The organism is Luteimonas changyuni (assembly GCF_039548395.1).
Lineage (GTDB): Bacteria > Pseudomonadota > Gammaproteobacteria > Xanthomonadales > Xanthomonadaceae > Luteimonas.
The window spans coordinates 11932-34736 of the sequence record NZ_JBCLUZ010000012.1 but is presented as its reverse complement, the minus strand read 5'-3'; the positions used below and the strand labels follow the sequence as shown (position 1 = coordinate 34736).

Here is a 22805-nt window from a genome sequence, read left to right as displayed (position 1 = left end):
TCATGTGCGGACTGGCCGGTTACCTCGGAAGCCCGGTGCCGCGCGACGGCGCACGGGCGGTTCTGGGCACGATGATCGCCACCCTCTCCCATCGCGGACCCGACGGCTACGGCTTCCACGTCGACGACGGCGTCGGCCTGGCGCACGCACGGCTGTCGATCATCGACCTGGCCACCGGCGACCAGCCCATGGCCAGTCCCGATGGCAGCGCGTGGACCGTCTTCAACGGCGAGATCTTCAACTTCGTGGAGCTGCGCGCCCAGCTGGAGGCGCAGGGCCACGTCTTCCGCACGCGCTCGGACACCGAAGTGATCGTGCACCTCTACCAGCGCTACGGCGATGCGTTCGTCGAACACCTCAACGGCCAGTTCGCGATCGCCCTCTGGGACGCACGCAGGCGGCGGCTGGTCCTGGCCCGCGACCGCCTCGGCATCCGTCCGCTGTACTACACCCGCGCCCGCGGCACGCTGTGGTTCGCATCGGAGGTGAAGGCCCTGTTCGCGGCCCTGCCGGGGCATGCGCGGCTGGATCCGGTCGGCCTGGCGCAGGCGCTGACGCTGTGGGCGCCGCTGGATCCCGACACCGCCTGGCAGGGCGTTTCCACGTTGCCACCGGGGCACATCCTCGCCATCGAGGCCGACGGCCGCGAACGCCTGCACCGCTACTGGGACTGGGACTTCCCCGAGACCGGCGAGGCGGCCCGGCCGTGGCGCGACATTGACCAGGCCGCGGGCGAACTGCGCGAGCGCCTGGTGGATGCCGTGCGCCTGCAGCTGCGCGCCGACGTGCCGGTGGGCGCCTACCTGAGCGGCGGCCTGGACTCCTCGGGCATCGTGGCCCTGGTGCGTACCGCCACCCGGACGCCGGTACGCACGTTTTCGGTCGCATTCGCCCAGCGCGAATTCGACGAGAGCGAGCACCAGCAGGCCATGGTCCGCCACCTGGGCACCGACCACACCACGCTGCGCATTGGCGCCCACGAGATTGGCGCGGGCTTCCAGCGCTTCGTCGCCCACGCCGAGACGCCGGTGCTTCGCACCGCGGGCGTTCCGCTGATGCTCCTCGCCGATGAAGTGCGCCGCCAGGGCTATCGGGTCGTGCTGACCGGCGAGGGCGCCGACGAGGTTTTCGGCGGCTACGACCTGTTCAAGGAAGCCAAGGTGCGCCGCTTCTGGGCGCGGCAGCCGGGATCGGCCGCGCGTCCGCGACTGCTGGGGCGGCTGTACGGCTACCTGGCCAATTCGCCGTCGTCCAACCCGGCGTTCGCCGCCGCGTTCTTCGGCCAGGGCATGGAGCACATCGGGCGCCCGGTGTTCGCCCACCTGCCGCGCTGGTCCACGTCCGCGCGCGCACTGGCGTTCCTGTCCCCCGAGCTGCGCGCCTCGGTGGCCGGCTTCGATCCGATGGCCCTGGTCGAGTCGCGCCTGCCCGCGTCGATCATGCGCTGGGCACCGCTGGCGCGCGACCAGTACGTCGAGGCCAAGACCCTGCTGGCAGGCTACCTGCTGGCAAGCCAGGGCGACCGCGCGGCGATGGCCGCATCCATCGAGGGCCGCTATCCGTTTCTCGACCACACCCTGGTGGAGTTCGCCAACCGGCTTCCACCGCAGTGGAAGATCCACGGGCTCTCGGAGAAACACGTGCTGCGCAAGGCCCTGGCCGGCCTGCTTCCCGAAGACATCCTCCGGCGCACCAAGCAGCCCTATCGCGCACCCGACAGCCAGAGCTTCTTCGTCGACGGCCGGCCGCTGGACTACGTGGCCGAAGCCTTCGACCCCGACGCCCTCCGCGCCGACGGCATGTTCGACGCCGCCGCGGTGGCGCGCCTGTACGCCAAGGCCCGGAACGGCAAAGCAACCGGATTCGCCGACAACCAGGCCTTCGTCGGGATCCTGTCCACGCGCCTGCTGCACAGCAACGCGTCCGCGGCCGCACCTGCAACCCCACTGCCCGAGCTGGAAACCACATGACTACCCGAGACGCCGTCGCCGCCATCCTGGACCAGGCCATCGATGCGATGAATGCCCAGCTGCCGCCAGCGCGCAAGCTGGAAAAATCGCCGGCGTTCGCCCTGGTCGGAACCGGTTCCAGGGTCGAATCACTGACGCTCATGGGACTGGTGGTCGATATCGAGGACCGCCTGATGGATGCCTTCGGGTTCGAGCTGCCGCTTGCCGACATGATCGGCCTGCCGCTGGAGCAGAACCCCTTTCGTTCCCTCGGCGCGCTGGCGGACGCCCTGGCTGAAGGAGTCGACGCACGATGACCGACCAGCCTCCGGTCGCCGGCGACGCGCGCACGCTGCGCTGCCTGCTGCTCTCGGATTTCAATACCCGGGTGCTGGCCAACCACCTGGCGGCCGATGGCGGCGAGCTGCCGCTCGTCGTCGACGCCGCCGACTACGGCCAGGTCGCGCAGGTCCTCGCCGACCCGGCGCACGGCGCGTGGCAGCCCCGCCCCGACTGCACCGTGGCCTGGGCACGGGCGGCGGCGGTCTCGCCGGCGTTCGCCCGGCTGCTTGCCGGCGAGCGCTGCCAGACCGATGAGCTGCTCGCCGATGTCGACGCCTACGCGGCGCTGCTGGTCGCGGCGGCAGGACGCTGCCGGATGCTGCTGGCGCCGGCGTGGGTCGCACCCGCATCCGGGCGCGGCCGCGGGCCGCTGGACTACCGCGATGGGCACGGGATCCAGATCGCACTTGCGCGGATGAACGTCCGGCTTTCCGAACAGCTGCAGGGCTGCGACAACGTGCTGGTGCTCGACGCCCAGCGCTGGCTGCTCGCCGGCGGCGAGCGCGCCCATTCGCCGAAAATGTGGTTCATGGGCAAGGTGCCGTATGGCGCGGAGGTCTTCACGGCCGCGGCGGCGGACATCCGCGCCGCGCTCCGCGCGCTGCAGGGGCGCTCGCGGAAGCTGGTGGTGGTCGATCTCGACGACACCCTCTGGGGCGGCGTGGTCGGCGATGTCGGCTATGAGGCGCTGGTGCTCGGCGGCCACCACCATGCCGGCGAAGCGTTCACGGCCTTCCAGGACGAGCTCGGCCTGCTGAAGAAGCGCGGTGTGGTGCTCGCGATCGCGAGCAAGAACACCGAAGCCGTGGCCCTGGAGGCGATCGACCAGCACCCGGAAATGCGCCTGCGCCGCGGCGATTTCGCCGGCTGGCGGATCAACTGGTCGGACAAGGCGGCCAACATCGCCGACCTTGCCGCGGAGCTGCGCCTGGGCTTGGACTCGGTGGTGTTCATCGATGACAACCCGGTGGAACGCGAGCGCGTGCGCTCCGCGCTGCCGGACGTGCTGGTGCCGGACTGGCCGCGGGATCCCATGCTGTACGCGCACGCGCTGCGCGGCATGGACTGCTTCGACACCCTGCACTTCACCGCCGAGGACGCGGATCGCGCCGAGGCCTATGCACGCGAGCGCGTGCGCCGGAATGCGCGTGCACGCGTGGGCGACATCGCCTCGTGGCTGCGCGGGCTCGGCACCACGGTCACGGTCGAGCCGCTGTCGGCGGCCAACCTGCAGCGCACCGCACAGCTGCTCAACAAGACCAACCAGATGAACCTGCGCACCCGGCGCATGGCCGCGGCGGAGTTCGCGGCATGGGCCGCCATGCCCGGCCACCACGCCTGGACCTTCCGCGTCTCCGACCGCTTCGGCGACTCCGGCCTGACCGGCATCGCGAGCCTGGCGATCGACGGCGCGGACGCGATGGTCGCGGATTTCGTCCTGAGCTGCCGGGTCATGGGGCGCCAGGTGGAAGAGGCGATGCTGGCGTGGGTGCTGGCGCAGGCGCAGCGCCTGGGTGCCCGGCGCGTGGTCGCGGACTTCGTCGCCAGCGATCGCAACCAGCCGTGCCTGGAGGTCTTCATGCGCTCCGTGCCGGACGCGCGCGAGGCGCCGCGCTTCACCTTCGACACCGGCCGGCCCTGCCCGCTCCCGGAATCGATCACCCTGCTGGAGCCCGGAAGGGCCGAAGAGATGGACGCATGACGCGCGTTCCCGCGACACCGGCCTGGCCCGACGGCAAGCGCTTCGCCTTCACCATCTTCGACGACACCGACCGCAGCACGCTGGACAACGCCCCCGCGGTCTACGCACTGCTGCGCGACCTCGGCATCATGACCACCAAGTCGGTGTGGCCGCTGGCCCCCAGTCGGCCACCCAGCGTGGTGGGAGGAGCCACCTGCGCCGAGCCCGCCTACCTGGACTGGGTCCTGCAGCTGCAGGCGGAAGGCTTCGAGATCGGCCTGCACAACGTCACCTACCACACCTCCCTGCGCGACGGGATCGCCCGCGGCCTGGAGCGCTTCAAGGCCCTCTTCGGGCAGCGTCCGCGGGTGCTCGCCACGCACACCGACTGCGGCGAGGGCATGTACTGGGGCAGCGCCCGGGTCAGCGGCGCGCAGCGCCTGGTCTACGACGCCCTGACGCGGTTCCGGCAGCGCGGCTTCGGTGGCCACGTTGAAGGCCATCCTTCGTTCTGGGGCGACCTGTGCCTTGAGCAGGTCGACTACGTGCGCAACTTCACCTTCCCCGGCGCCAACACCATGGCCTCGTGCCCGTGGATGCCCTACCACGACCCCGACCGGCCCTGGGTCAAGTCGTGGTTCGCCTCGTCCGAGGGCGCGAACTGCGGCATCTTCAACGCCACCCTTGACGAGGAGGCCCAGGAGAAGCTCGAGGACGAAGGCGGCGCCTGCGTGATGTACACCCATTTCGGCAAGGGGTTCTGCACCGACGGCGCGCTTGATCCCCGCTTCGTCGAATTGATGACGCGGCTTTCCCGGCGTGGCGGCTGGTTTGTCCCGGTCTCGACGCTGCTCGACCACGTCGCCGCGTCCCGCGGCGGCGTACATGCGCTTAGCGCGGCCGAGCGCGGCCGGCTGGAACGCCGATGGCTGCGGCACAAGTTCAGCCACGGCACCTCCTGAGGCCTGGCGATGGCGATCGAAGCCTACCTGCCCCACCACGAGGCGGCCGTGGCCCGCTTCAACCAGCGGCTGGCCGACGGCGGCTCGCCGTTCCGCTTCCCTGCCTCGAGCCGCATCCCGTGGCTGCCGAAGGACCCCGGACGCAGCACCTTCCTCGAGGGCTACGTGGCGCTTGCCGAGGGCGAGGTGCGCGGCGGCTACCTGGTCAAGCAGCAGCCGTTCGCACTCCAGGGCAAGGCCAGGGACGACATCAGGAACCTGCAGCTGCCGCTGTCCGAAGGCAGCATCGACCCGGCGCACGCGCGCGTGGGCGTGGAAGTCCTGGCCAGCGCGTCGCGGCGCAACCGGACGATGTACGCGCTGGGCATGGGCGGCACCCACACGCCGCTGCCCACCGTGCTGCGAAGCATGGGCTGGACGGTGGGCCTGGTGCCGTTCTACTTCCACGTGGTGCGGGCGGCGCCGTTCCTGCGCAACATCAGGGTGCTGCGCGGCAGTGCGCCACGGCGCATGGTCCTCGACGCCATCGCCGTGACCGGCGTGGCGGGCGCGGCGCTGGCCGTGGTGCAGGGGCGGTGGCGGCGGAGCCCGCGGCCGTCGGTCGAGGTCGTCGAGCGCTTCGGTGACTGGACCGACGCCATCTGGCGCGAAGCGCTTGGCCAGTACGCCCTGCTCGCACTGCGCGATGCGCGCGAACTCAATGCGCTGTATCCGCCGGGGGCGGCAAAGCCGATCCGGCTCAAAGTGTCCGTGGCGGGGCGCGTGGTCGGCTGGGCGCTGGTCTTCGACAGCCGCCTGCAAGGCCACAAGCAGTTCGGCGACATGCGGCTGGGCACGCTGGTCGACTGCCTTGCACTTCCCGGCCAGGAGGCAGCGGTGGCGCTGGCCGCCCGCGACCATCTCAGGGCGCGCGGCGTGGACCTTGTGGTGAGCAACCAGCAGCATGCCGCCTGGGGCGCCGCGCTGCGTCGCCACGGCTTCCTGCGCGGGCCGTCGAACTATGCCCTGGCCGTGTCCAAGGGCCTGCATGCCGCACTGGCGCCCTGGGATGCCTGCTTGGACCGGATCCACATGACGCGCGGCGATGGCGACGGCCCCATCCATCTTTGATGCCATCCGGTGGGCTGCCCGTCCCGCGGGCAGCGCTCAGGACGGGAGCGCGTGCGGCAGCCCGGTTTGCACCGCGGCATCGGCCTCCGCCTGCAGCTCGCTGCGCCGGATCTTGCCGGTGCCGGTCTTGGGCAGCGACTCGCGGAACTCCACCGTGCGCGGCACCATGAATTCTTCCAGGTGGGCGCGGCAGTGCGCGATGACCGCGCGCGCGTCCAAGCCGGGGCCATCGACCACCAGCAGCGCCTTGAGGGCATGGCCCAGCACCGGATCGGGCACGCCCACCAGCGCCGCCTCGCGCACGCCGTGCATGGCGTACAGCACGTTCTCGACTTCCTTGGGGCTGACCTTTTCGCCGCGCGACTTGAGGATGTCGTCCTTCCGCCCGACGAAGTACAGGAAGCCCTCCGCATCCATCCGGAACAGGTCGCCGGTGTACAGGATCCGCTCCCAGGGATAGCGCCCCGGCCGCAGGGCGCGGGCGGTCGCCTCGGCGTTGTTCCAGTAGCCCTGCATCACGTGCCCGCCACGCACCACCAGTTCGCCGACGGTGCCCGGCGGCAGCGGCTGGCCGGCGTCGTCGACCACCCAGGCGCGGGTGCCCGGGATGGCGATGCCGACGCTGTCGGGCCGGCGCTCCAGCTCTTCGGGCGGAAGCCAGGTGCAGCGCTTGGATTCGGTCATGCCGTACATCGAGTACACCCGCGCGGCCGGGAACAGCTGCTGCAGCCGGCGGATGTGAGCGGGCGGCAGCGCCGCGGCGGTATTGGTGAGGCAGCGCACGCTGCGCGCCCAGGCGGGGTCGAAGTTGCGCAGCTGCAGCAGCAGCGCGGCCATCGTCGGCACCAGCGGGAACACGGTCACGCCCTCGCTTGCCAGCAGCGGCAGCACCTTCTGCGGGAACGCGAAAGACTTCTCCAGCACCAGGGTGGCGCCGAGCTTCACGCACATCAGGAGCTGGTAGAGGCCGTAGTCGAAGGCCAGCGGCAGCACGCTGAAGACCACGTCGTCCTCGCTGGAGCGCAGGTAGGTCGTGACCGACGACGCCGCGAAGCGCACGTTGGCATGGGTCATCATCACGCCCTTCGGATTGCCGGTCGATCCCGAGGTGTAGACCAGCATGGCGAGATCGATGTCGATGCCGACCTCGACCGGCAGCCGGGCGGGATCGGCCGCCGCGAGGAAGCGGCCATAACCGATGGGGGTGCCGTCGGCACCATCGCCGTCGCCATCGACCACCACGATGCAGCGCAGGCCCGGGGCGCGCGCCGCGGCCGACAGCGCGACCGGAAGCAGACTGGCCTGGGTCAGGAGTACCGACGCGCCGCAGTCGCCAAGCACGAAGGCCAGCTTGTCGGCCTTGGTGGTCGGGTTGATGATTGAAAACACGCCGCCCGCGCGCAGCGTGCCGAACACAGCGACCGCCGCCTCGACGCAATTCTCCAGGAACACCACGCAGCGGTCGCCGTCTTCCAGGCCGGCCTGCCCGACCAGGCCGGCTGCAAAGCGCTCGCTGTCGGCATGCAGGGTCGCGTAATCCACGCGGTTCGCGCCGCGCACGATCGCCACCTTGTCCGGATGCGCCGCGGCTGCCCGCGCGAGCCAGCGTTCGCAGCGTGCGGTCACTCAGCCGGCTCCGCTTCCAGCTTGCGAGCGACGAAGGCGCCGATGGCGGCGATGCTGTCGAGGTTCTCCGGCACCACCTCGTCGTCGTCCACCACGAAGCCGAAGTCCTGCTCCAGCCAGGTGACAAGCAGCAGCACGCCCATCGAGTCGATGACGCCGGATTCAAGCAGGCTGAGGTCGGCGGCCGGTGCCTCGCCGGGAATGGCGGGTGGAAAGTTCTCGTCGATGAAGCTGCGTACCTGGGCTTCGTACTGGCTCACTGCGGCATCCATTGAAGGGTCGAGTCAGGGAGAACGGAAACCGCGCCGGCTTGCGGCCGACTCACCGCGCACCGCGTCCGAAAAGCACGACCTCAACGGTCTGCAGCAGGATCAGGAAATCGAACAGCAGGCCATGGTTCTTGACGTAGAACAGGTCGAACTTCAGCTTCTCGTGTGCGTCTGCGGCGGATGCGCCATAGGGATAGCGGAGCTGCGCCCACCCGGTCAGGCCCGGCTTCACCGAGTGGCGCACGCGGTAGTAGCGGATTTCGTCGTTGAACTGGTCGACAAACTGCGGGCGCTCGGGCCGCGGGCCGACAAAGCTCATGTCGCCGGCCAGCACGTTGAACAGCTGCGGCAGTTCGTCCAGGCGGGTCTTGCGGATGAAGCGGCCCACACGGGTGGTCCGGTCATCGTTGCTGCTCGCCCACTGCGCAACGCCATCCTTCTCGGCATCGGTGCGCATGCTGCGGAACTTCGCCAGCTCGAAGCTGCGGCCACCCTCGCCCACCCGGACCTGCCGGTACAGCGCCGGTCCGCCATCTTCCAGGCGTACCGCCAGCGCAACCAGGAGCATCGCGGGCCAACCCACCACCAGCAGCACCAGCGCCGCGGCCAGGTCGAAAGCGCGCTTGCTGAGCCGGCGCATGACGGAGTGGTCGAAGCCACCCGAGAACACCAGCGACGATGGGTCCACGACCTCGAGCTTGATCATGCCCGCCTCGCGCTCGAAGAACGCCGGCAGGTTGACCACCGAAACCCCCCGCTGCGCACAGGCCAGGATGTCCTCCATCGGCAGGCCACCGCGACGCTCATCAGGCGCCACCACGATCTCGTGCACGCCCAGGCGCTGGACCAGGACGGGTAGCGACTCTCCGGCGTCCAGGCACAGGGCCTCGGACACGACCACCTGCTGGCCGGGGACCGGCAGGAAGCCGACTACGGCAAAGCTCTGCCGGTCCGCCCGGCGCCGCATGCGGCAGTTGATCAGGTCGGCGTTGCGTCCGGCCCCGTAGACAAGCACGCGGCGCTTGTACGCTTCGCCGCGCATGAGCCATTGCACGAGGATGCGCAGCCCGTAGACGCCGGCAAATCCAAGCGCCAGCGTGATCGCCAGCAGGCCCCGGCCGATATACATCGGTGGCACCAGGTAGTACAGCACCAGCAGCGCGACGCCACCGAAGCAGAACGCAAGCAGCAGGCGCAGGAGAAGTTCGCTGCGGTTGAGCCGGATATGCGACTGGTAGAGGCCGAACGCCGCCATCGACAGGGTCACGAAGGCAGCCACCAGAAGCGCTGGGACCGGACCACGCTGGAACAGCAGGTCGCGACCCGCAGGGTCGTCGGGAAAGCGCAGCCAGATCGCAGCCACCACCGCCAGCACCACGAGCCCCGACTCACCGATCCAAAGCCACCGGGCCACGCGGTTGGCACGGCTGCCAAAGACGCCGATCACGGAACCCCCCGGGCGGCGGGCATGGTGTTTGCCCCGCCCACGGCAGCGTGTCTGTGCATTGCTCCCCCCATTCGGCCCTGTGCCAGACCCGGCCCATCCGGATCTCCTGCATGGGAAAACTCGGAATGCGGGCAAAGACGGCCACTGACCGGAGGGGCGGTCTACCCCGGAGAAAAGGCCCCGACGTTCCAGTCGGGGCCCTCGGGCATTGCCTTGCGGCAGCGTGTCACTCCATCTGGAGCGTCAACCTGTCGCGCGCCACGTCCAGCCAGGCCATGAATCGCTGCCACGCGACCACGGCGGGTGCGGTGATGCGGACCTGGCGCGGCGCCGTGGCGTGCACGACGCCTGCCGGCACCGGCGCGACGCTCTTCCCGGTGTGTTCGCCCGCCAGGGCAGGTACGCTTGCGATGCCTGCACGATCGCCGGCGGCCGCCGGTCCGACGGCAGGCGGCACCAGCGGCGCGGATCCGTTGCGTGGCGTGGGCCCCGGATTGGACCCGTTGTATTCGTCGGCGCCGATGTCGTAGCGCACCGGGCGGATCTGGCCGTCGATGTCGTCGAGCACCTGCGACAGGGCCACGCCGCGATCGATCGCCGGGCTGCCGGCAGGCAGGTGTCCGCTGGCATCCACGGCAAACGTGGCCAACATGCTGTTGGCATCCGAACCGGTGGTCGACCGCCATTGCGCCAGCGAGCCGTCCCCCAGATTGCTGCCGGGGCGCGCGTCGCGGAACCGGCAGCTGGCCTGGAAGCCGTTGTAATCGCTGCCAGGCGAGCCGCTGAGCCCGGACAGGCCGCCAAGCTCGCTGGAATAGCGGATCTCCACGCAGCGGCCGCCATCCTGCACCACCAGGTTGTTGCGCAGCATGGGATTGCGATTGGCGGGACGTCCCGCGGCCGGGTCCCAGTCCTGGAAGGTCACGCCGAAGTACAGCGGCGCATGGCCCTTCCGCGCCGCGTTGACGATCGTGTTGTTGGCCACCAGCGAGTCCGTGGACGCGTACAGGCCGATGCCGGCATAGCCGGTGTTGCGCACGTAGTTGTTGCGCACGGTGCCGCGGATCGCCTCGTAGTAGCCCGGATTGAGCTGCAGGTCGAAGAATTCGGGGCTGGTGTCGAAACCGACCAGGATGCCGGCGTCACCGGTGTCCTCGATCCGGTTGCGCTGGATCACCACGTCCGCCGCGCCGCCCTTGAAGTACAGGCCGGTGGTCGCGGTGTCGTGGATGTAGCTGTCCTCCACAACCATGCCCGAACCATTGACGTTGTCGATGCCGTCGGCGTTCTTGGAATCATCCGGCGTGCCCGGCGGATAGCCGACGCCGGTGGTGTGGATCTCGACCCGGCGAATGGTCGCGTGGTCCGACTTCGGGGTGACCTTGATGCCGTCGCGGCCGGTGTCGTGGATCAGGAGATCCTCCAGGACCACGTTGCGCGCGCCGTGCGCGCTCGACGGTCCGCCCTGCTCCCAGTTGGTCATCAGCATCACGCCGTAGTAGCCGCCGCTGATCTCGAGGCCCGCCACCCGGCTGCCCGAGGCGTTGACATCGATGCGTACCACGACGTCGGAGGTGTTGCCACACTGGATGTGCGCGCGTTCGCCCGGGTGGGAGCGGAGCACGAGCCGATGGCGCAGGCGCACTTCGCACTCGCTGTAGGTCAGGTTGCCGGAAGGGCCCCGGATGGTGATCGTGTCGCCCGCGGACGAGACACTGCCTGCAGCAGCGTGCCTGATGGTGCGGAACGGCTTCTGGAGCGTGCCGGTTCCGGTGCTGTCATTTCCGGCCGTGGATACGAACCACTCGGCGGCAAGGCCCGGGAGCGAGGCGGCAAGGAGGAATAAGGTGGCTGCGGCAGCCAGGGCACGCATGTAACGAGGAGGCCTGCGCGAAGGCCGTGTTTCGGAGCCTGCGGTCGGGCAGGCAGGTAATCGCACATCCTGATGAAGACATAATCGCATCGGGGAAACTCCGGAAATGGCGACAGCGCCCCTGCTCGACGTCGCGGACTGTGTGTTGCACCGGTGCCCGAGCACGGGCAGGTGCGGATCGGATCGTACCGGTGCGCCGGGTACCGTAGCGTGCGCTTGGTCACACTTGCTCCGGCGCTGACTCACAGCCTGTCACCCACCCGTGCCATCAGGTCCATCCGCTCGTGCAGCATGGCCACGATCAGGGCTGGCGCATCCTTACGCGGTAGGCAAAATACATAGTGGTGCCCGCACCTCGCCATGCGTAATCCCGGATGGAGCGTCCAGCTCCTTGAACGCGCCCTCGCCCTTCACCAGACAGCCGATGCCCTGCTCCAGGTCTGCGACGTAGTCGCGGACCTGGACATCGCCCCAGTGCTTGCGCGTATAACGGATGATTCCCCGCAGATCAGCTTCTGCGGCCTCCGTCAGCACGTAGCCCCTCAAGCGGGTCGGTCCTCGGCGAACTCGTCATCGAGGATTTCTCCAACTTGCCTGTTGGACACCCTTCCCGCCAGGCCCTCCTTGATACGGGCGTTCAAGAGGGTTTTCAGTTCCCGCATGGCCTGCTCACCGTCAGCATCGCCCGGGAACAGACGCTCCAGCGCGTACTGCCTGATCGTCTTGCCCTCCAAGGCGGCGGTCGCCTTCAGGCTTTGATGTTGCTGATCGGTGATGTCGATGGTCAGACGACTCATTTCGGCTACCTCCGCTTCGTTACAAACCCACATTACCGCAAATGTGGATGCGACCGGGGTCCATCGGGTCACGCTGTGCAAGATCGGGAACAACCGGGGCTACCACACCAGCACCTAGATCCTGGACAAGCTCTGCGCCTGCTTCGTTTGCTCGGTCGGCGACGTTGCCGAACACCTCAAGGACATCCAGTTGGACCTGCGCTAGATGCGTAGACCGATGGAGTTGATCTCTTGGATCAATCCGATGACCAGCAAGCCACGGAGATCACCCAACATCCCGAAGTCCGCTCCCGCCAAGAAGCGGACGCTGAGCCGTTACTCTTTTCGTGTCGCGAGTAGCGAGACCACCAAGCGCAATGACACGCTCCATGCGGATTGGGCACGCATTCGGGAGTGGCTGGGCACGGCGTGGGCGCAGGATGGGCACGGAAGCTGTGCAGCGCCCAAAACGCAAAAGGGCCAACGAGCGCTAAGCCGTTGACCCTTGTGCTTTCTCTATGGTGCGCCCGGAAGGATTCGAACCTCCGACCCCCAAGTTCGTAGCCTGGTGCTCTATCCAGCTGAGCTACGGGCGCGTTGTGCAGAAGCGGAATTATGCAGAGACAGCCAACTTTCGTCAATCGCCTTCCGCCATGGATCTGGCGGAGAGTGAGGGATTCGAACCCTCGATAGAGCTATAAACCCTATACTCCCTTAGCAGGGGAGCCCCTTCAGCCACTCGGGCAACTCTCCGGATATTGCTTCCCCTGCAGGCCTTCCGGCCGACGGGGTGCGTAAGAATACCGGCTCGGCCCTCAGCCGGCAAACTTCAATTCGATTCCGTGTCGCCCTCGTCGGCCGCGTCGTCGCCACCGGCCGCTGCCACGGGCTCGTTGCGCTGGATGCGCTGGTAGATTTCCTCGCGGTGGACCGAAACATCCTTGGGCGCGGTGATGCCGACGCGCACCTGGTTACCCTTGACGCCGAGCACGGTCACGGTGACGGAGTCACCGATCATGAGCGTCTCGCCGACCCGCCTGGTCAAAATCAACATGTGGGAGCTCCATGGGCCGGGTCTCCGCCCGGTCTTTGTTGAAAGGCTCGCAGCTGCGGCCTTCCTGAGTGTTCACGCGATCCCGCCATGATAACTAGGCGCCAGTCCGCTGCGTGCATGCACAAAGTAACGAATCCTGGTCCGGTTCAGGCCACGCGTTCCGCCACCCAGGCCGGGACCGCGGCGAGCGCGGCTTCCAGGGCAGGTCCATCCTCGCCCCCGCCCTGGGCCATGTCCGCCCGCCCACCGCCCTTGCCACCGACCTGCGCGGCCACGTGCGACAGCAGCTCGCCGGCCTTGATCCGGCCCAGCGCCGAGCCGCTGACGCCGGCCACCAGCGCGGCACGGCCGTCGCTGGCGCCGGCAAGCAGCACCACCGCATCGCCAAGCTGCTGCTTGAACCGGTCCAGGGCGTCGCGCAGCGCGCGGGCGTCAAGGCCCTCGATCCGCGCCGCCAGCACCTTGATTCCGCCGATATCGACCGCGCCGGCGGACAGGTCGGCCGTGGCGCTGCTGGCCGCGCGCGCCTTCATCGCCTCGAGTTCGCGCTCCAGCTTCTTCTGCCGGTCAAGCAGCGCGCGCAGCTTGTCGCCAACCTCGGCGGTGGTGCCGCCGAGCAGGCGCGCGGCTTCGGACAGGCGCGCTTCCTCCGCTGCCACATGATCGAGCGCGGCGCGGCCGGTCAGCGCCTCGACGCGACGCACGCCGGCGGAGACACCGCCTTCGGACACCAGCTTGAACAGGCCGATCTCGCCGGTGCGGCCAACGTGGGTACCGCCGCAGAGTTCGACCGAGTCGCCCATCTGCACCACCCGCACGCGCTCGCCGTACTTTTCACCGAACAGCGCGATGGCCCCGGCGTCGATCGCTTCCTGCATGGCCATCTCGCGGATGCTCACGCCGTGGTCGGCGCGCACCTCGTCGTTGACCCGGAGCTCGATGCCGCGCAGTTCGTCCGCGGTGATCGGTTCGAAGTGCGAGAAGTCGAAGCGCAGGCGGTCCGGCGCGACCAGCGAGCCCTTCTGCGCGACGTGGGTGCCGAGCCGCTCGCGGAGGGCGCCGTGCAGCAGGTGGGTCGCGCTGTGGTTGAGCACGGTGGCGCCACGGCGACCGGCGTCGACGCCGGCCGTCACGCGGTCGCCCACCGCCAGCGCGCCGCTGCGCACGCGGCCGATATGGCCGTGGTACTGGCCTGCGAATTTGCGGGTGTCGTCTACGAGGAAGGAGGCACCAACGGGTGCGGTGGTGGTCGCGGCCACGGCGAGCTCGCCGGTGTCGCCTACCTGGCCACCCGACTCGGCGTAGAACGGGGTGCGGTCGAGGAACACGATCGCCTCCTCGCCCGCCTCGACGCGCTGTACCGGGCGGCCGTCGCGCAGCAGCGCCACGACCGTGAGTCCATCGGCCTGCAGGCGGTCGTGGCCGAGGAAGCCGGTCGGCGCCATCTTCGCCACCAGGTCGGCCGGCAGCGTGGTGCCGCCGCCGAACTTGCCCGCCGCGCGCGCGGTCTCGCGCTGCTGCTCCATGGCCGCCTGGAAACCGGCGACATCGACCTCCATGCCGCGCTCGCGCGCCATGTCGGCGGTGAGGTCGAGGGGGAAGCCGTAGGTGTCGTACAGGCGGAAGGCGTCGGCGCCCGGGATCATGCCGTTGGAAGCCGGGCCGTTGGAAGTCGGGCCGGCGCTGCGCGCGGCGACTTCGTCGAAGATGCGCATCCCGGAATCCAGGGTCTCGGCAAAGCGCTCTTCTTCGGCCAGCAGCGCGCGCTCGACCAGCGCACGCCGGGTGCGCAGGTCGGGGTAGGCCTCGCCCATCAAGGCGTCGAGGGTGGCCACCAGCCTGTGGAAGAAGGGCTTGCGCACGCCGAGCATCCAGCCGTGGCGCAGGGCGCGGCGGATGATCCGGCGCAGCACGTAGCCGCGGCCCTCGTTGGACGGCAGCACGCCGTCGACGATCAGGAAGCTGCAGGCGCGGATGTGGTCGGCGATCACCCGCAGCGACTTGTTGCCCAGGTCATCGGTACCGGTCAGCGCGGCGGCCTCGCCGATCAGCGCCTGGAAAAGGTCGATCTCGTAGTTGCCGTGCACGCCCTGCAGCACCGCGGCCAGGCGCTCAAGGCCCATGCCGGTGTCGACGCAGGGCGCGGGCAGCGGCAGCAGCGTGCCGTCCGGCTGGCGATCGAACTGCATGAACACCAGGTTCCAGATCTCGATGAAGCGGTCCCCGTCCTCGTCCGGCGACCCGGGCGGACCACCGGCGATATGCGCACCGTGGTCGTAGAAGATCTCGGTGCAGGGGCCGCAGGGGCCGGTGTCGGCCATCTGCCAGAAGTTGTCCGAGGCGAAGGGCGCGCCCTTGTTGTCGCCGATGCGGACGATGCGCTCGGCGGGCACGCCGACCACGTCGTGCCAGATGGCGTAGGCCTCGTCGTCGGTGTGGTAGACGGTGACCAGCAGGCGCTCGGCCGGGATCTTCCAGACCTGCGTCAGCAGCTCCCAGGCCCAGGCGATGGCGTCCTTCTTGAAGTAGTCGCCGAACGACCAGTTGCCGAGCATCTCGAAGAAGGTGTGGTGGCGCGCGGTATAGCCGACCTGGTCGAGGTCGTTGTGCTTGCCGCCGGCGCGCAGGCAGCGCTGGACGTCGGTCGCGCGCACGTAGCCTGGCTTCTCCGCGCCGAGGAACACGTCCTTGAACTGGACCATGCCCGAATTGGTGAACAGCAGGGTGGGATCGTTGCCGGGCACCAGCGATGCCGAGGGCACGACGGTGTGGCCGCGATCGCTGAAGAAGGCAAGGAAGTCACGGCGGATGTCGGCCGTGGTGGGGCGCGCGAGGGGGGTGTGGTCAGGCATCTGGCGTACGGGCTTTTTTTGCGGGGCGGCGCCTTCCCGGCGACCTCGCTGGCCGCAAGCCGGACAGGGGCGCCGGGCGCTTGCGCTCGGATCAGCCTAGGTTAGCAGGCCGTGGCATGCGCGCAGAACCACCTGCCGCCAGCAGCCGCTCAGTCATCCGCGTCACCGAAGGCGGTTGCGGCACGCACCGTCTCGTGGTCGAAGCCGCGACGGAACAGCAGATCCGCGGCCTTGCGCCTCAGGACAGCATCATCGGTGACCGCTGGGCCATGACGGCGACGCACCAGCCTGCGGGCGCTGGCCCGCCAGTCGTCGGCGCCAGACTCCGCCAGCGCCTCGAATGCCGCCTCGATGGCCTCGTTGCCCAGCCCATGGGTACCGAGCTCTGCGCGGATCCGCAGCGGGCCGTAGCCCGCCTCCGCGCGCATGCGCGCCAACCCGGCCGCGAAACGGCCGTCGTCCTGCCACCCGGCCTCGGCCATGCGTTCGACAGCGGCCTCCGCTTCCGGCCCCTCGACGCCCCGGGCCTCGAGCTTGCGGACGAGTTCCTTGCGCGAGTGCTCGCGGCGAACCAGCAGCGCGAGCGCGCGCTGCGCGGGGGTCAGCTCGGGGCGACGACGCCGCCCCCGCTCCGTGGCGCGCTCTCCGGCGGCGCCCGCTCCGGCGGTGCGTTCACACGCACCGCCATCAGCCCCGCCCTCGTCCGCGCCCGCCATGCTCAGGCCTTGGCGTCCTTGGCGTCCTTCGCCTCTTTGACGCCCTTGCCGGCCTTGGCAGCCACGTTGTCGGCCCCGGTGGCGGACTCGGCGGCGGCGGCCAGGACGGCCTGGGGCATCAGCCGGGCGCGCAGCTCGGATTCGATCCTCTTCGCGACCTCCGGATTCTCCTTGAGGTACAGGCGGGCGTTCTCCTTGCCCTGGCCGATGCGCTCTTCGCCGCAGCTGTACCAGGCACCCGCCTTCTCGACCAGCTTCGCCTCCACGCCCATGTCGATCAGCTCACCCTCGCGGCTGATGCCTTCGCCGTAGAGGATTTCGGTGATGACCTGCTTGAACGGCGGCGCCATCTTGTTCTTGACCACCTTGATGCGGGTCTGGTTGCCGATGATCTCGTCGCCCTTCTTGATCGCGCCGATGCGCCGGATGTCCAGGCGCACCGAGGCGTAGAACTTCAGCGCGTTGCCGCCGGTGGTGGTCTCGGGACTCTGGCCCGGCATCATGATGCCGATCTTGTGGCGCAGCTGGTTGATGAAGAACACCATGCAGTTGCTGCGCTTGATGTTGCCGGTCAGCTTGCGCAGCGCCTGGCTCATCAGGCGCGCCTGCAGGCCCGGCAGCTGGTCGCCCATTTCGCCCTCGATCTCGGCGCGCGGGGTCAGCGCGGCGACCGAGTCGATCACCACCATGTCGACCGCGTTGGAGCGCACCAGCATGTCGGCGATCTCGAGCGCCTGCTCGCCGGTATCGGGCTGCGACACCAGCAGGTCGTCGACGTTGACGCCGAGCTTCTGCGCGTAGGTCGGGTCGAGCGCGTGCTCGGCGTCGATGAAGGCCGCCACGCCACCAAGCTTCTGGCATTCGGCGATGGTCTGCAGGGTAAGCGTGGTCTTGCCCGAGGACTCGGGGCCGTAGATCTCGATCACGCGGCCGCGCGGCAGGCCGCCGATGCCGAGCGCGATGTCGAGCTGCAGCGAACCGGTGGGAATGACCGGGACCACTTCGGCGACGCGGTCGCCCATGCGGATCACCGATCCCTTGCCGTACTGCTTCTCGATCTGGCCCAGGGCCGCGGAAAGCGCGCGCTTCTTGTTCTCGTCCATCGTGGTGTCCTCGGATCAGGTATTCGGGAATGTGACCAGTGTGGTCGCGAGTGGTCGCAGGGGCTGCGACATCGCGCCGTGTTTTGAAACTAGTGCCAGCCGCGGCTCACCGGCAGCGGCGGAAGCCGCGCGCGGCAGTGGGGGAATTCCCCCTCACCGGTTCGGCCTGACGAGGCCGCAATACAGGCCCTCGATGGCGAAGTCCTGGCCCGGTGCGACCTCGATCGGCGCGTAGTCCGGGTTGCGCGGCAGCAGGCGGATGCGGTCCTTGCCCATCTTCAGCAGCTTGACGGTGATCTCGTCGTCGATGCGGGCGATGACGATCTGTCCCGAGCGCGCGTCGGCGGTGCGGTGCACGCCGATGAGGTCGCCGTCGAAGATGCCCTCGTCGCGCATCGAATCACCGCGCACGCGCAGCAGGTAATCGGGCGCCGGGGAGAAGAAGGCGCGGTCCATCAGGACCATCTGGTCGCTGCCGATGTCGGCGCCGATGGGGACGCCGGCGGCGACCTGGCCGAGGACGGGAAGTTCAAGGACGTCGGCCGGGGTATTTGCAGTGGCACTCGCAGCTGTAGCTGCTCCCACAAAAGCTGCTCCCGCCGTCGGAGAGCGGCCTGTGGGAGCGGCCATGGCCGCGACGTCTTCATCGGCGGCACCCGGGAATCCGAGCGACCCCTGCGGGAGCTCCGGTGCCCGCAATACGCGAATGCCGCGCGCCCGGCCGGGCACCCGCTCGATGGCCCCTGCAACCTCCAAGGCCTCCAGATGATATTGGGCGGCGCGCACGCTGCTGAAGCCGAAAGCGCGGGCGATCTCGGCCTGCGAGGGCGGCATGCCCTCCTCCGCGATGCGCTCGGCGATCAGGGCGAGGATGGCCTGCTGGGTGTCGGTGAGATCCATGGTTAGTAGTAATACTACTAACAAGCGCAGGAATCAACGCCTGTGCGCGCCCTTCCAGATCGAATACACGATCCACACCCCCAAGGCAGCCGCGCCCACGAAGCCGGCCACGCCCAGCGCCATCAGCCACTGGTTGCGGGCGCCGCCGCCGACGCTGTTCATCACGATCGAGGAGCCGATGATCAGCGCCGCGGTGATCACGCCCATGGTCAGGCGGCTGGCCGCGCGGTCGACCTGGTCGCCGAGGGCCTGCAGCGTGGGAATCTCGATGCGCGCGCCCAGCCGCCCGCCGCGCGCCGCGCGGATCAGCCGGCGCAGGTCGCGCGGCAGCTCGGCGCCGAACTCGAGCATTCCGGCCAGGCCACGACGCCCGCGACGGGCCAGGGCCGAAGGCGCGAACCGGCGCCGCATCACCCGCTCCAGCCACGGCCGCGCCTCGGTCGCCATATCGAACTCCGGGTCCAGCTGGCGACCGAACCCTTCAAGCGTCAGGAAGGCCTTGATCACCAGCGCGAGATCCGGCGGCAGCATCAGGCCATGGCTGCGCAGCAGGCCGGCGGCGTCGGACAGCATCGTGCCCATGCGCAGGTCTTTCAGGGCCACGCCCTGGTAGCGGTCCACCACCACCGCGGTATCCGCCTCCAGGCGCTCCTCGTCGACCTCCCCGCCGACGCTCCAGTCCAGCAGGATATCGGCGACGGCCTCGGCATCCTGCACCACCATGCCGTGCAGCAGGCGCGCGATCTCGAAGCGCCGACGCTCGCCCAAGTGGCCGACCATGCCGAAATCGATCAGCGCGATGCGTCCGTCGCGCAGGAAAAAAAGATTGCCGGGATGCGGGTCGGCGTGGAACAGGCCGTCCTCGAGCACCATCTTGAGCACGATGCCGGTGCCCGCCCGCGCCAGCGCGGCGCGATCCAGGCCGGCGGCATCGACCGCCGGAAGGTCGCCTGCGGGAATGCCGTCGACGAAGTCCTGGACGTTGAGCCGCTCGGACGTCCACTGCCAGTGCACCCGCGGCACCAGCACGCTGTCGTCGTCGGCGAAGTTGGCCGCGATCCGCTCGGCGCTGCGGCACTCGGCGGCGAAGTCGAGCTCGCGGCGCAGCGAGGTGCGGAACTGGCGCACGACCTCGACCAGCCGATAGCGGCGCAGGTCGGGCAATTGTGACTCCACCACCTCGGCCAGCCGCGCCATCAGCCGCATGTCGGCATCGACCACCTCGACGATGCCCGGGCGACGCACCTTCAGGATCACCGCCGTGCCGTCGTGCAGCCAGGCGCGGTGCGCCTGTGCAAGCGATGCCGCGGCAACCGGTATCGTCTCCACCCGCGCGAAGGCCACCTCGGGCTCGACGCCCAGGTCCTCCACCAGCTGTGGCCGCACCGCCTCCCAGGGCAGCGCCGGGACCGCGTTCTGCAGCAGTCCCAGCTCCGCGATCCACTCCGGCGGCAGCAGGTCCACGCGCGTGGCCAGCACCTGGCCCAGCTTGACGAAGGTCGGCCCCAGCTCCTGCAGCGCACAGCGCAAGCGCTGCGGCGGCTTCATTTCCCTGCGCGCTTCGGCGTGCTCCCAGTGCAGCAGCCGCCCGGCGCGCTCGAGTACGCCCGCCATGCCGCTTCGGCGCACCAGGTCGCCGAAGCCGTGGCGCACGAAGACGCTGGCGATCTCCTGCAGGCGCCCCAGATCGCGGACGCTGGCGAGGGCGTCGAGCATGGTCATCGCAGGCGACTCACAGCAGCCGCCGCAGCCCGCGTGGGGGCTCGGCCACGCACGTGGCGCACCCGGCATGGGTGGAGGTCGGTGCAATCGGAAATCATCGGGCAACTATACCGGCGGCACAGGCGGCCGGGCGGCGGGAGATGTCCAGCAACCGGCCCTTCCTGCGTTATCCCGGCGTGGGAGGGGCGGAACATCTTCGTCCAGTGGAGAGCCGGCGCATCCATGAACGCAATTCGCACTGCAGGGGTCCAGCTGACCGAGGTCACGCGCATCGATGATGCATTCGCCCTGGACATCGACCGGCTGGCGGCCAACGCAACCGAACCCAACCCCTTCTACGAAAGCTGGTGCTTGCGGCCGGCACTGGAATTCCTGTCCACCGAGACCTTGCAACTGCTGGCGGTGCGCAACGCCACCAATGAGCTGATCGGCTTGTTGCCACTGACGTTCCGCCCCCATTTCAAGCGCCTGCCGCAGCGGACGCTACGCTCCTGGATTCACGAATGCGCCTTCCTGGCCGCGCCATTGCTGCACCGCAGGCATCTACAGGAGGCTGTCGACGCCATCCTCGACTGGTTCGCCAGCAAGGGCGCGGCGGCAGGCGTCATCGAGCTGGTCGACATCCGCGCGGACGGTGACGTGGCAGCCGCGCTGGACACGGCCATCGCACGGCGGCCGCAGCTGCTGTCCCGACGCACGCGCTGGACGCGCGCGATGCATCGCCTGGACGTACCGGACGACCCGGAGCACATGTCCGCGAAGCAGCGCAGCACGCTGCGCCGCAAGGAGCGCCGGCTGGGAGAGGAAGGCGCGCTGAGCTACCGGACGCTGTCGGAAGGCGACGATCTCGCGACGTGGCTGGCGAATTTCCTGCAGGTGGAGGCCTCCGGCTGGAAGGGCCGTGCAGGGACCGCCCTGGGCGCCGACGAGTCGCGGCAGGCATTCCTTTTCGCAGCCTGCCAGGCCGCACATGCCCGCGGCCAACTGCACATGCTGGCGCTGGAGCTGGACGGGAGGCCGATCGCGATGAAGTGCAATTTCGTCAGTGGTTCCCAGGCCTTCACCTTCAAGATCGCCTACGAGGAGGCCCATGCCCGGCACTCGCCTGGCGTCCTGATCGAACTGTTCCAGATGCGCAGCATCCGCGAAACGCATCCGCAGCTGGAAGCCGTCGATTCCTGCACGGTCGCCGACAACACCATGTTCCCGAACCTCTGGCCCGGCCAATGCGTGCTGGGCGATTACGCCATCCTGCACAACACCCTGGTCAATCGCCTGATGCTGAACCAGGGCGAGCGGGTGCACCGGATGCTGAAGCGCCGGCTGGTGGGGAGCCCATGAGCACGGTCGAAGCGGCCAGCCCGGCACCGGTCCTGTCGTCCCACTACACCACCCATCCCGGCGACGTCGATCGCGATCGCGACGCGATCCTTGCCATCTGGGGCGACCACTTCGGCCCGCTTGCGATGCAGCCGGAAAAGTACGACCACTTCTATCGCGACAGCCCGCATGGTCCGCCGATCATCCAACTGCTGCGCCATCAGCCGGGCGGCGAGCTGGTCGGAGTGATCGGCGCCGGTCCGCGGCCGATGCGCTGGCGCGGACAGTCTGTCCGTGCCGCCGTGGTTGCCCATTTCGCGGTCACGGCGCCGCATCGCTCACTGGGGCCGGCGCTGGCGTTGCAGCAGGCGCTGGTCGACGCCGCCCGGGGGCGGTTCGACCTGCTGTACGGACTGCCGAGACCCGGCGCGGTCGGGGTCAGTCGGCGTGCCGGCTTCAGCGTACTGGGCAAGCTGGTGCGGCATGCGAAGGTGCTCCGCCATGGCGACTACCTGCGACGCAGGTTGCCGGCCGTGGTCGCCTACCCACTCGGCGCCATCGTGGACATGGCCGGCGTACTTCGCGACCGGGTGGCCGATGGTTTTGTGCCGGGACTGCACTGGCGCTGGTCCGGGTCGAGCGTCCCGGCGATGGATGGACTGTGGCATTCAGCCGCAGGCGCTGACGCGTTGACCAGCGTCCGCGACCACGCAGCGGTGCGCTGGCGCTTCGACCTGCCACCTGCCGGGCGGGCGCGCTACCTGCTCGTGTCCGATGGCGACGGCCAGCTGCTGGCCTGGTTTGCCTGTGACGCCGAGGACACGCCGGGCGACCCGCTGCAGGTGCTGGACTACTGGTCGGTGGACGCGATGACTGGCCTCTCGCGGCCACTGGTCCGGGCGCTGGTTGCCGCCGCGCGCGCGCAGCGTCGACCTGCGATCCACCTGCTGCTTGCGGCCACCTCCGGCGCGATGGCCGGCTGGCGTGCCGAGGGATTCGTCGCCCGCAGCGACCAGCCGATCATCGGCCTGCGGCTCGACGGTGACCCCGTTCCACCCGGCGTGCCGAACCTGCACATGACATGGATCGATCAGGACGGCTGA

Annotated in this window: 18 protein-coding genes, 2 tRNA genes and 1 pseudogene; 7 read left to right on the top strand and 14 right to left on the bottom strand. The window is 69.2% G+C overall.

Going from position 1 to position 22805, the window contains the following annotated elements:
* The first annotated feature begins 2 nt into the window (after positions 1-2).
* Genes asnB through WCD84_RS06790 form a run of 5 tightly spaced genes read left to right on the top strand, consistent with a single transcriptional unit; the run spans position 3 to position 6044 of the window.
* Positions 3-1970, top strand: a complete 1968-nt coding sequence (gene asnB, locus WCD84_RS06810) for an asparagine synthase (glutamine-hydrolyzing) (RefSeq protein WP_343280856.1) — start codon at positions 3-5, stop codon at positions 1968-1970.
* A complete protein-coding gene (locus WCD84_RS06805; protein WP_343254869.1) occupies positions 1967-2266 on the top strand; it encodes a hypothetical protein in 300 nt (99 codons plus the stop codon). Before asnB ends, WCD84_RS06805 begins: the two co-directional genes overlap by 4 nt.
* Positions 2263-3993, top strand: coding sequence for an HAD-IIIC family phosphatase (locus tag WCD84_RS06800; protein WP_343280855.1), 1731 nt, complete (start codon positions 2263-2265; stop codon positions 3991-3993). Before WCD84_RS06805 ends, WCD84_RS06800 begins: the two co-directional genes overlap by 4 nt.
* On the top strand, positions 3990-4934 hold the full coding sequence (locus tag WCD84_RS06795) for a hypothetical protein (protein WP_343254872.1): 945 nt from the start codon (positions 3990-3992) through the stop codon (positions 4932-4934). The genes WCD84_RS06800 and WCD84_RS06795 overlap by 4 nt, the downstream gene beginning before the upstream one ends.
* A 9-nt stretch (positions 4935-4943) precedes the next feature.
* Positions 4944-6044 (top strand): hypothetical protein, encoded by a 1101-nt coding sequence (locus WCD84_RS06790; RefSeq protein ID WP_343254873.1) that lies wholly within the window; start codon positions 4944-4946, stop codon positions 6042-6044.
* Positions 6045-6080: 36 nt separating this feature from the next.
* On the opposite strand, the gene WCD84_RS06785 is transcribed toward WCD84_RS06790, so the two are convergent.
* From WCD84_RS06785 to WCD84_RS06720, 14 genes and pseudogenes are all read right to left on the bottom strand, one after another.
* The gene (locus WCD84_RS06785; protein ID WP_343280854.1) at positions 6081-7670 is read right to left on the bottom strand and encodes a class I adenylate-forming enzyme family protein; all 1590 of its coding nucleotides are present in this window, start codon (positions 7668-7670) and stop codon (positions 6081-6083) included.
* Positions 7667-7930: an acyl carrier protein gene (locus WCD84_RS06780; protein WP_343254875.1), complete on the bottom strand. Its 264-nt coding sequence runs from the start codon at positions 7928-7930 to the stop codon at positions 7667-7669. Before WCD84_RS06780 ends, WCD84_RS06785 begins: the two co-directional genes overlap by 4 nt.
* A 61-nt stretch (positions 7931-7991) precedes the next feature.
* On the bottom strand, positions 7992-9386 hold the full coding sequence (locus tag WCD84_RS06775; protein ID WP_343280853.1) for a TIGR03013 family XrtA/PEP-CTERM system glycosyltransferase: 1395 nt from the start codon (positions 9384-9386) through the stop codon (positions 7992-7994).
* Positions 9387-9612: 226 nt separating this feature from the next.
* Positions 9613-11259 (bottom strand): right-handed parallel beta-helix repeat-containing protein, encoded by a 1647-nt coding sequence (locus tag WCD84_RS06770; protein WP_343280852.1) that lies wholly within the window; start codon positions 11257-11259, stop codon positions 9613-9615.
* Between the two features lie 242 nt (positions 11260-11501).
* Positions 11502-11805: pseudogene (locus tag WCD84_RS06765) on the bottom strand (type II toxin-antitoxin system RelE/ParE family toxin).
* Positions 11802-12056, bottom strand: a complete 255-nt coding sequence (locus WCD84_RS06760; RefSeq protein WP_343254878.1) for an antitoxin — start codon at positions 12054-12056, stop codon at positions 11802-11804. The pseudogene WCD84_RS06765 and the gene WCD84_RS06760 overlap by 4 nt, the downstream one beginning before the upstream one ends.
* Before the next feature lie 498 nt (positions 12057-12554).
* Positions 12555-12631: transfer RNA gene (locus WCD84_RS06755), tRNA-Arg, on the bottom strand.
* 64 nt (positions 12632-12695) lie between these two features.
* Positions 12696-12788, bottom strand: a tRNA-Ser gene (locus WCD84_RS06750).
* A 76-nt stretch (positions 12789-12864) separates the two neighbouring features.
* Entirely contained in the window at positions 12865-13089 is a 225-nt protein-coding gene (gene csrA / locus WCD84_RS06745) for a carbon storage regulator CsrA (protein WP_343254879.1), read from the bottom strand.
* A 146-nt stretch (positions 13090-13235) separates the two neighbouring features.
* Positions 13236-15941, bottom strand: a complete 2706-nt coding sequence (gene alaS / locus WCD84_RS06740; protein ID WP_343280851.1) for an alanine--tRNA ligase — start codon at positions 15939-15941, stop codon at positions 13236-13238.
* Between the two features lie 149 nt (positions 15942-16090).
* Positions 16091-16657, bottom strand: a complete 567-nt coding sequence (locus WCD84_RS06735; protein ID WP_343254881.1) for a regulatory protein RecX — start codon at positions 16655-16657, stop codon at positions 16091-16093.
* 2 nt (positions 16658-16659) lie between these two features.
* Positions 16660-17760 (bottom strand): recombinase RecA, encoded by a 1101-nt coding sequence (gene recA / locus WCD84_RS06730; protein ID WP_343254882.1) that lies wholly within the window; start codon positions 17758-17760, stop codon positions 16660-16662.
* 153 nt (positions 17761-17913) lie between these two features.
* Complete coding sequence (gene lexA / locus WCD84_RS06725; protein WP_343280850.1) at positions 17914-18660, bottom strand: transcriptional repressor LexA; 747 nt, start codon at positions 18658-18660, stop codon at positions 17914-17916.
* Between the two features lie 33 nt (positions 18661-18693).
* Positions 18694-20376: an ABC1 kinase family protein gene (locus tag WCD84_RS06720; RefSeq protein WP_343280849.1), complete on the bottom strand. Its 1683-nt coding sequence runs from the start codon at positions 20374-20376 to the stop codon at positions 18694-18696.
* An 87-nt stretch (positions 20377-20463) separates the two neighbouring features.
* Between WCD84_RS06720 and WCD84_RS06715 the strand changes: the two genes are divergently transcribed.
* Both WCD84_RS06715 and WCD84_RS06710 read left to right on the top strand, forming a co-directional pair.
* Entirely contained in the window at positions 20464-21723 is a 1260-nt protein-coding gene (locus tag WCD84_RS06715; RefSeq protein WP_343280848.1) for a GNAT family N-acetyltransferase, read from the top strand.
* The gene (locus WCD84_RS06710; protein ID WP_343280847.1) at positions 21720-22805 is read left to right on the top strand and encodes a hypothetical protein; all 1086 of its coding nucleotides are present in this window, start codon (positions 21720-21722) and stop codon (positions 22803-22805) included. Before WCD84_RS06715 ends, WCD84_RS06710 begins: the two co-directional genes overlap by 4 nt.

Coding starts and splice junctions, on each gene's coding strand:
- asnB (WP_343280856.1), top strand. CDS start 3: ATGTGCGGACTGGCCGGTTACCTCGGAAGCCCGGTGCCGCGCGACGGC.
- WCD84_RS06805 (WP_343254869.1), top strand. CDS start 1,967: ATGACTACCCGAGACGCCGTCGCCGCCATCCTGGACCAGGCCATCGAT.
- WCD84_RS06800 (WP_343280855.1), top strand. CDS start 2,263: ATGACCGACCAGCCTCCGGTCGCCGGCGACGCGCGCACGCTGCGCTGC.
- WCD84_RS06795 (WP_343254872.1), top strand. CDS start 3,990: ATGACGCGCGTTCCCGCGACACCGGCCTGGCCCGACGGCAAGCGCTTC.
- WCD84_RS06790 (WP_343254873.1), top strand. CDS start 4,944: ATGGCGATCGAAGCCTACCTGCCCCACCACGAGGCGGCCGTGGCCCGC.
- WCD84_RS06770 (WP_343280852.1), bottom strand. CDS start 11,259: ATGCGTGCCCTGGCTGCCGCAGCCACCTTATTCCTCCTTGCCGCCTCG.
- WCD84_RS06760 (WP_343254878.1), bottom strand. CDS start 12,056: ATGAGTCGTCTGACCATCGACATCACCGATCAGCAACATCAAAGCCTG.
- csrA (WP_343254879.1), bottom strand. CDS start 13,089: ATGTTGATTTTGACCAGGCGGGTCGGCGAGACGCTCATGATCGGTGAC.
- alaS (WP_343280851.1), bottom strand. CDS start 15,941: ATGCCTGACCACACCCCCCTCGCGCGCCCCACCACGGCCGACATCCGC.
- WCD84_RS06735 (WP_343254881.1), bottom strand. CDS start 16,657: ATGGCGGGCGCGGACGAGGGCGGGGCTGATGGCGGTGCGTGTGAACGC.
- recA (WP_343254882.1), bottom strand. CDS start 17,760: ATGGACGAGAACAAGAAGCGCGCGCTTTCCGCGGCCCTGGGCCAGATC.
- lexA (WP_343280850.1), bottom strand. CDS start 18,660: ATGGATCTCACCGACACCCAGCAGGCCATCCTCGCCCTGATCGCCGAG.
- WCD84_RS06720 (WP_343280849.1), bottom strand. CDS start 20,376: ATGCTCGACGCCCTCGCCAGCGTCCGCGATCTGGGGCGCCTGCAGGAG.
- WCD84_RS06710 (WP_343280847.1), top strand. CDS start 21,720: ATGAGCACGGTCGAAGCGGCCAGCCCGGCACCGGTCCTGTCGTCCCAC.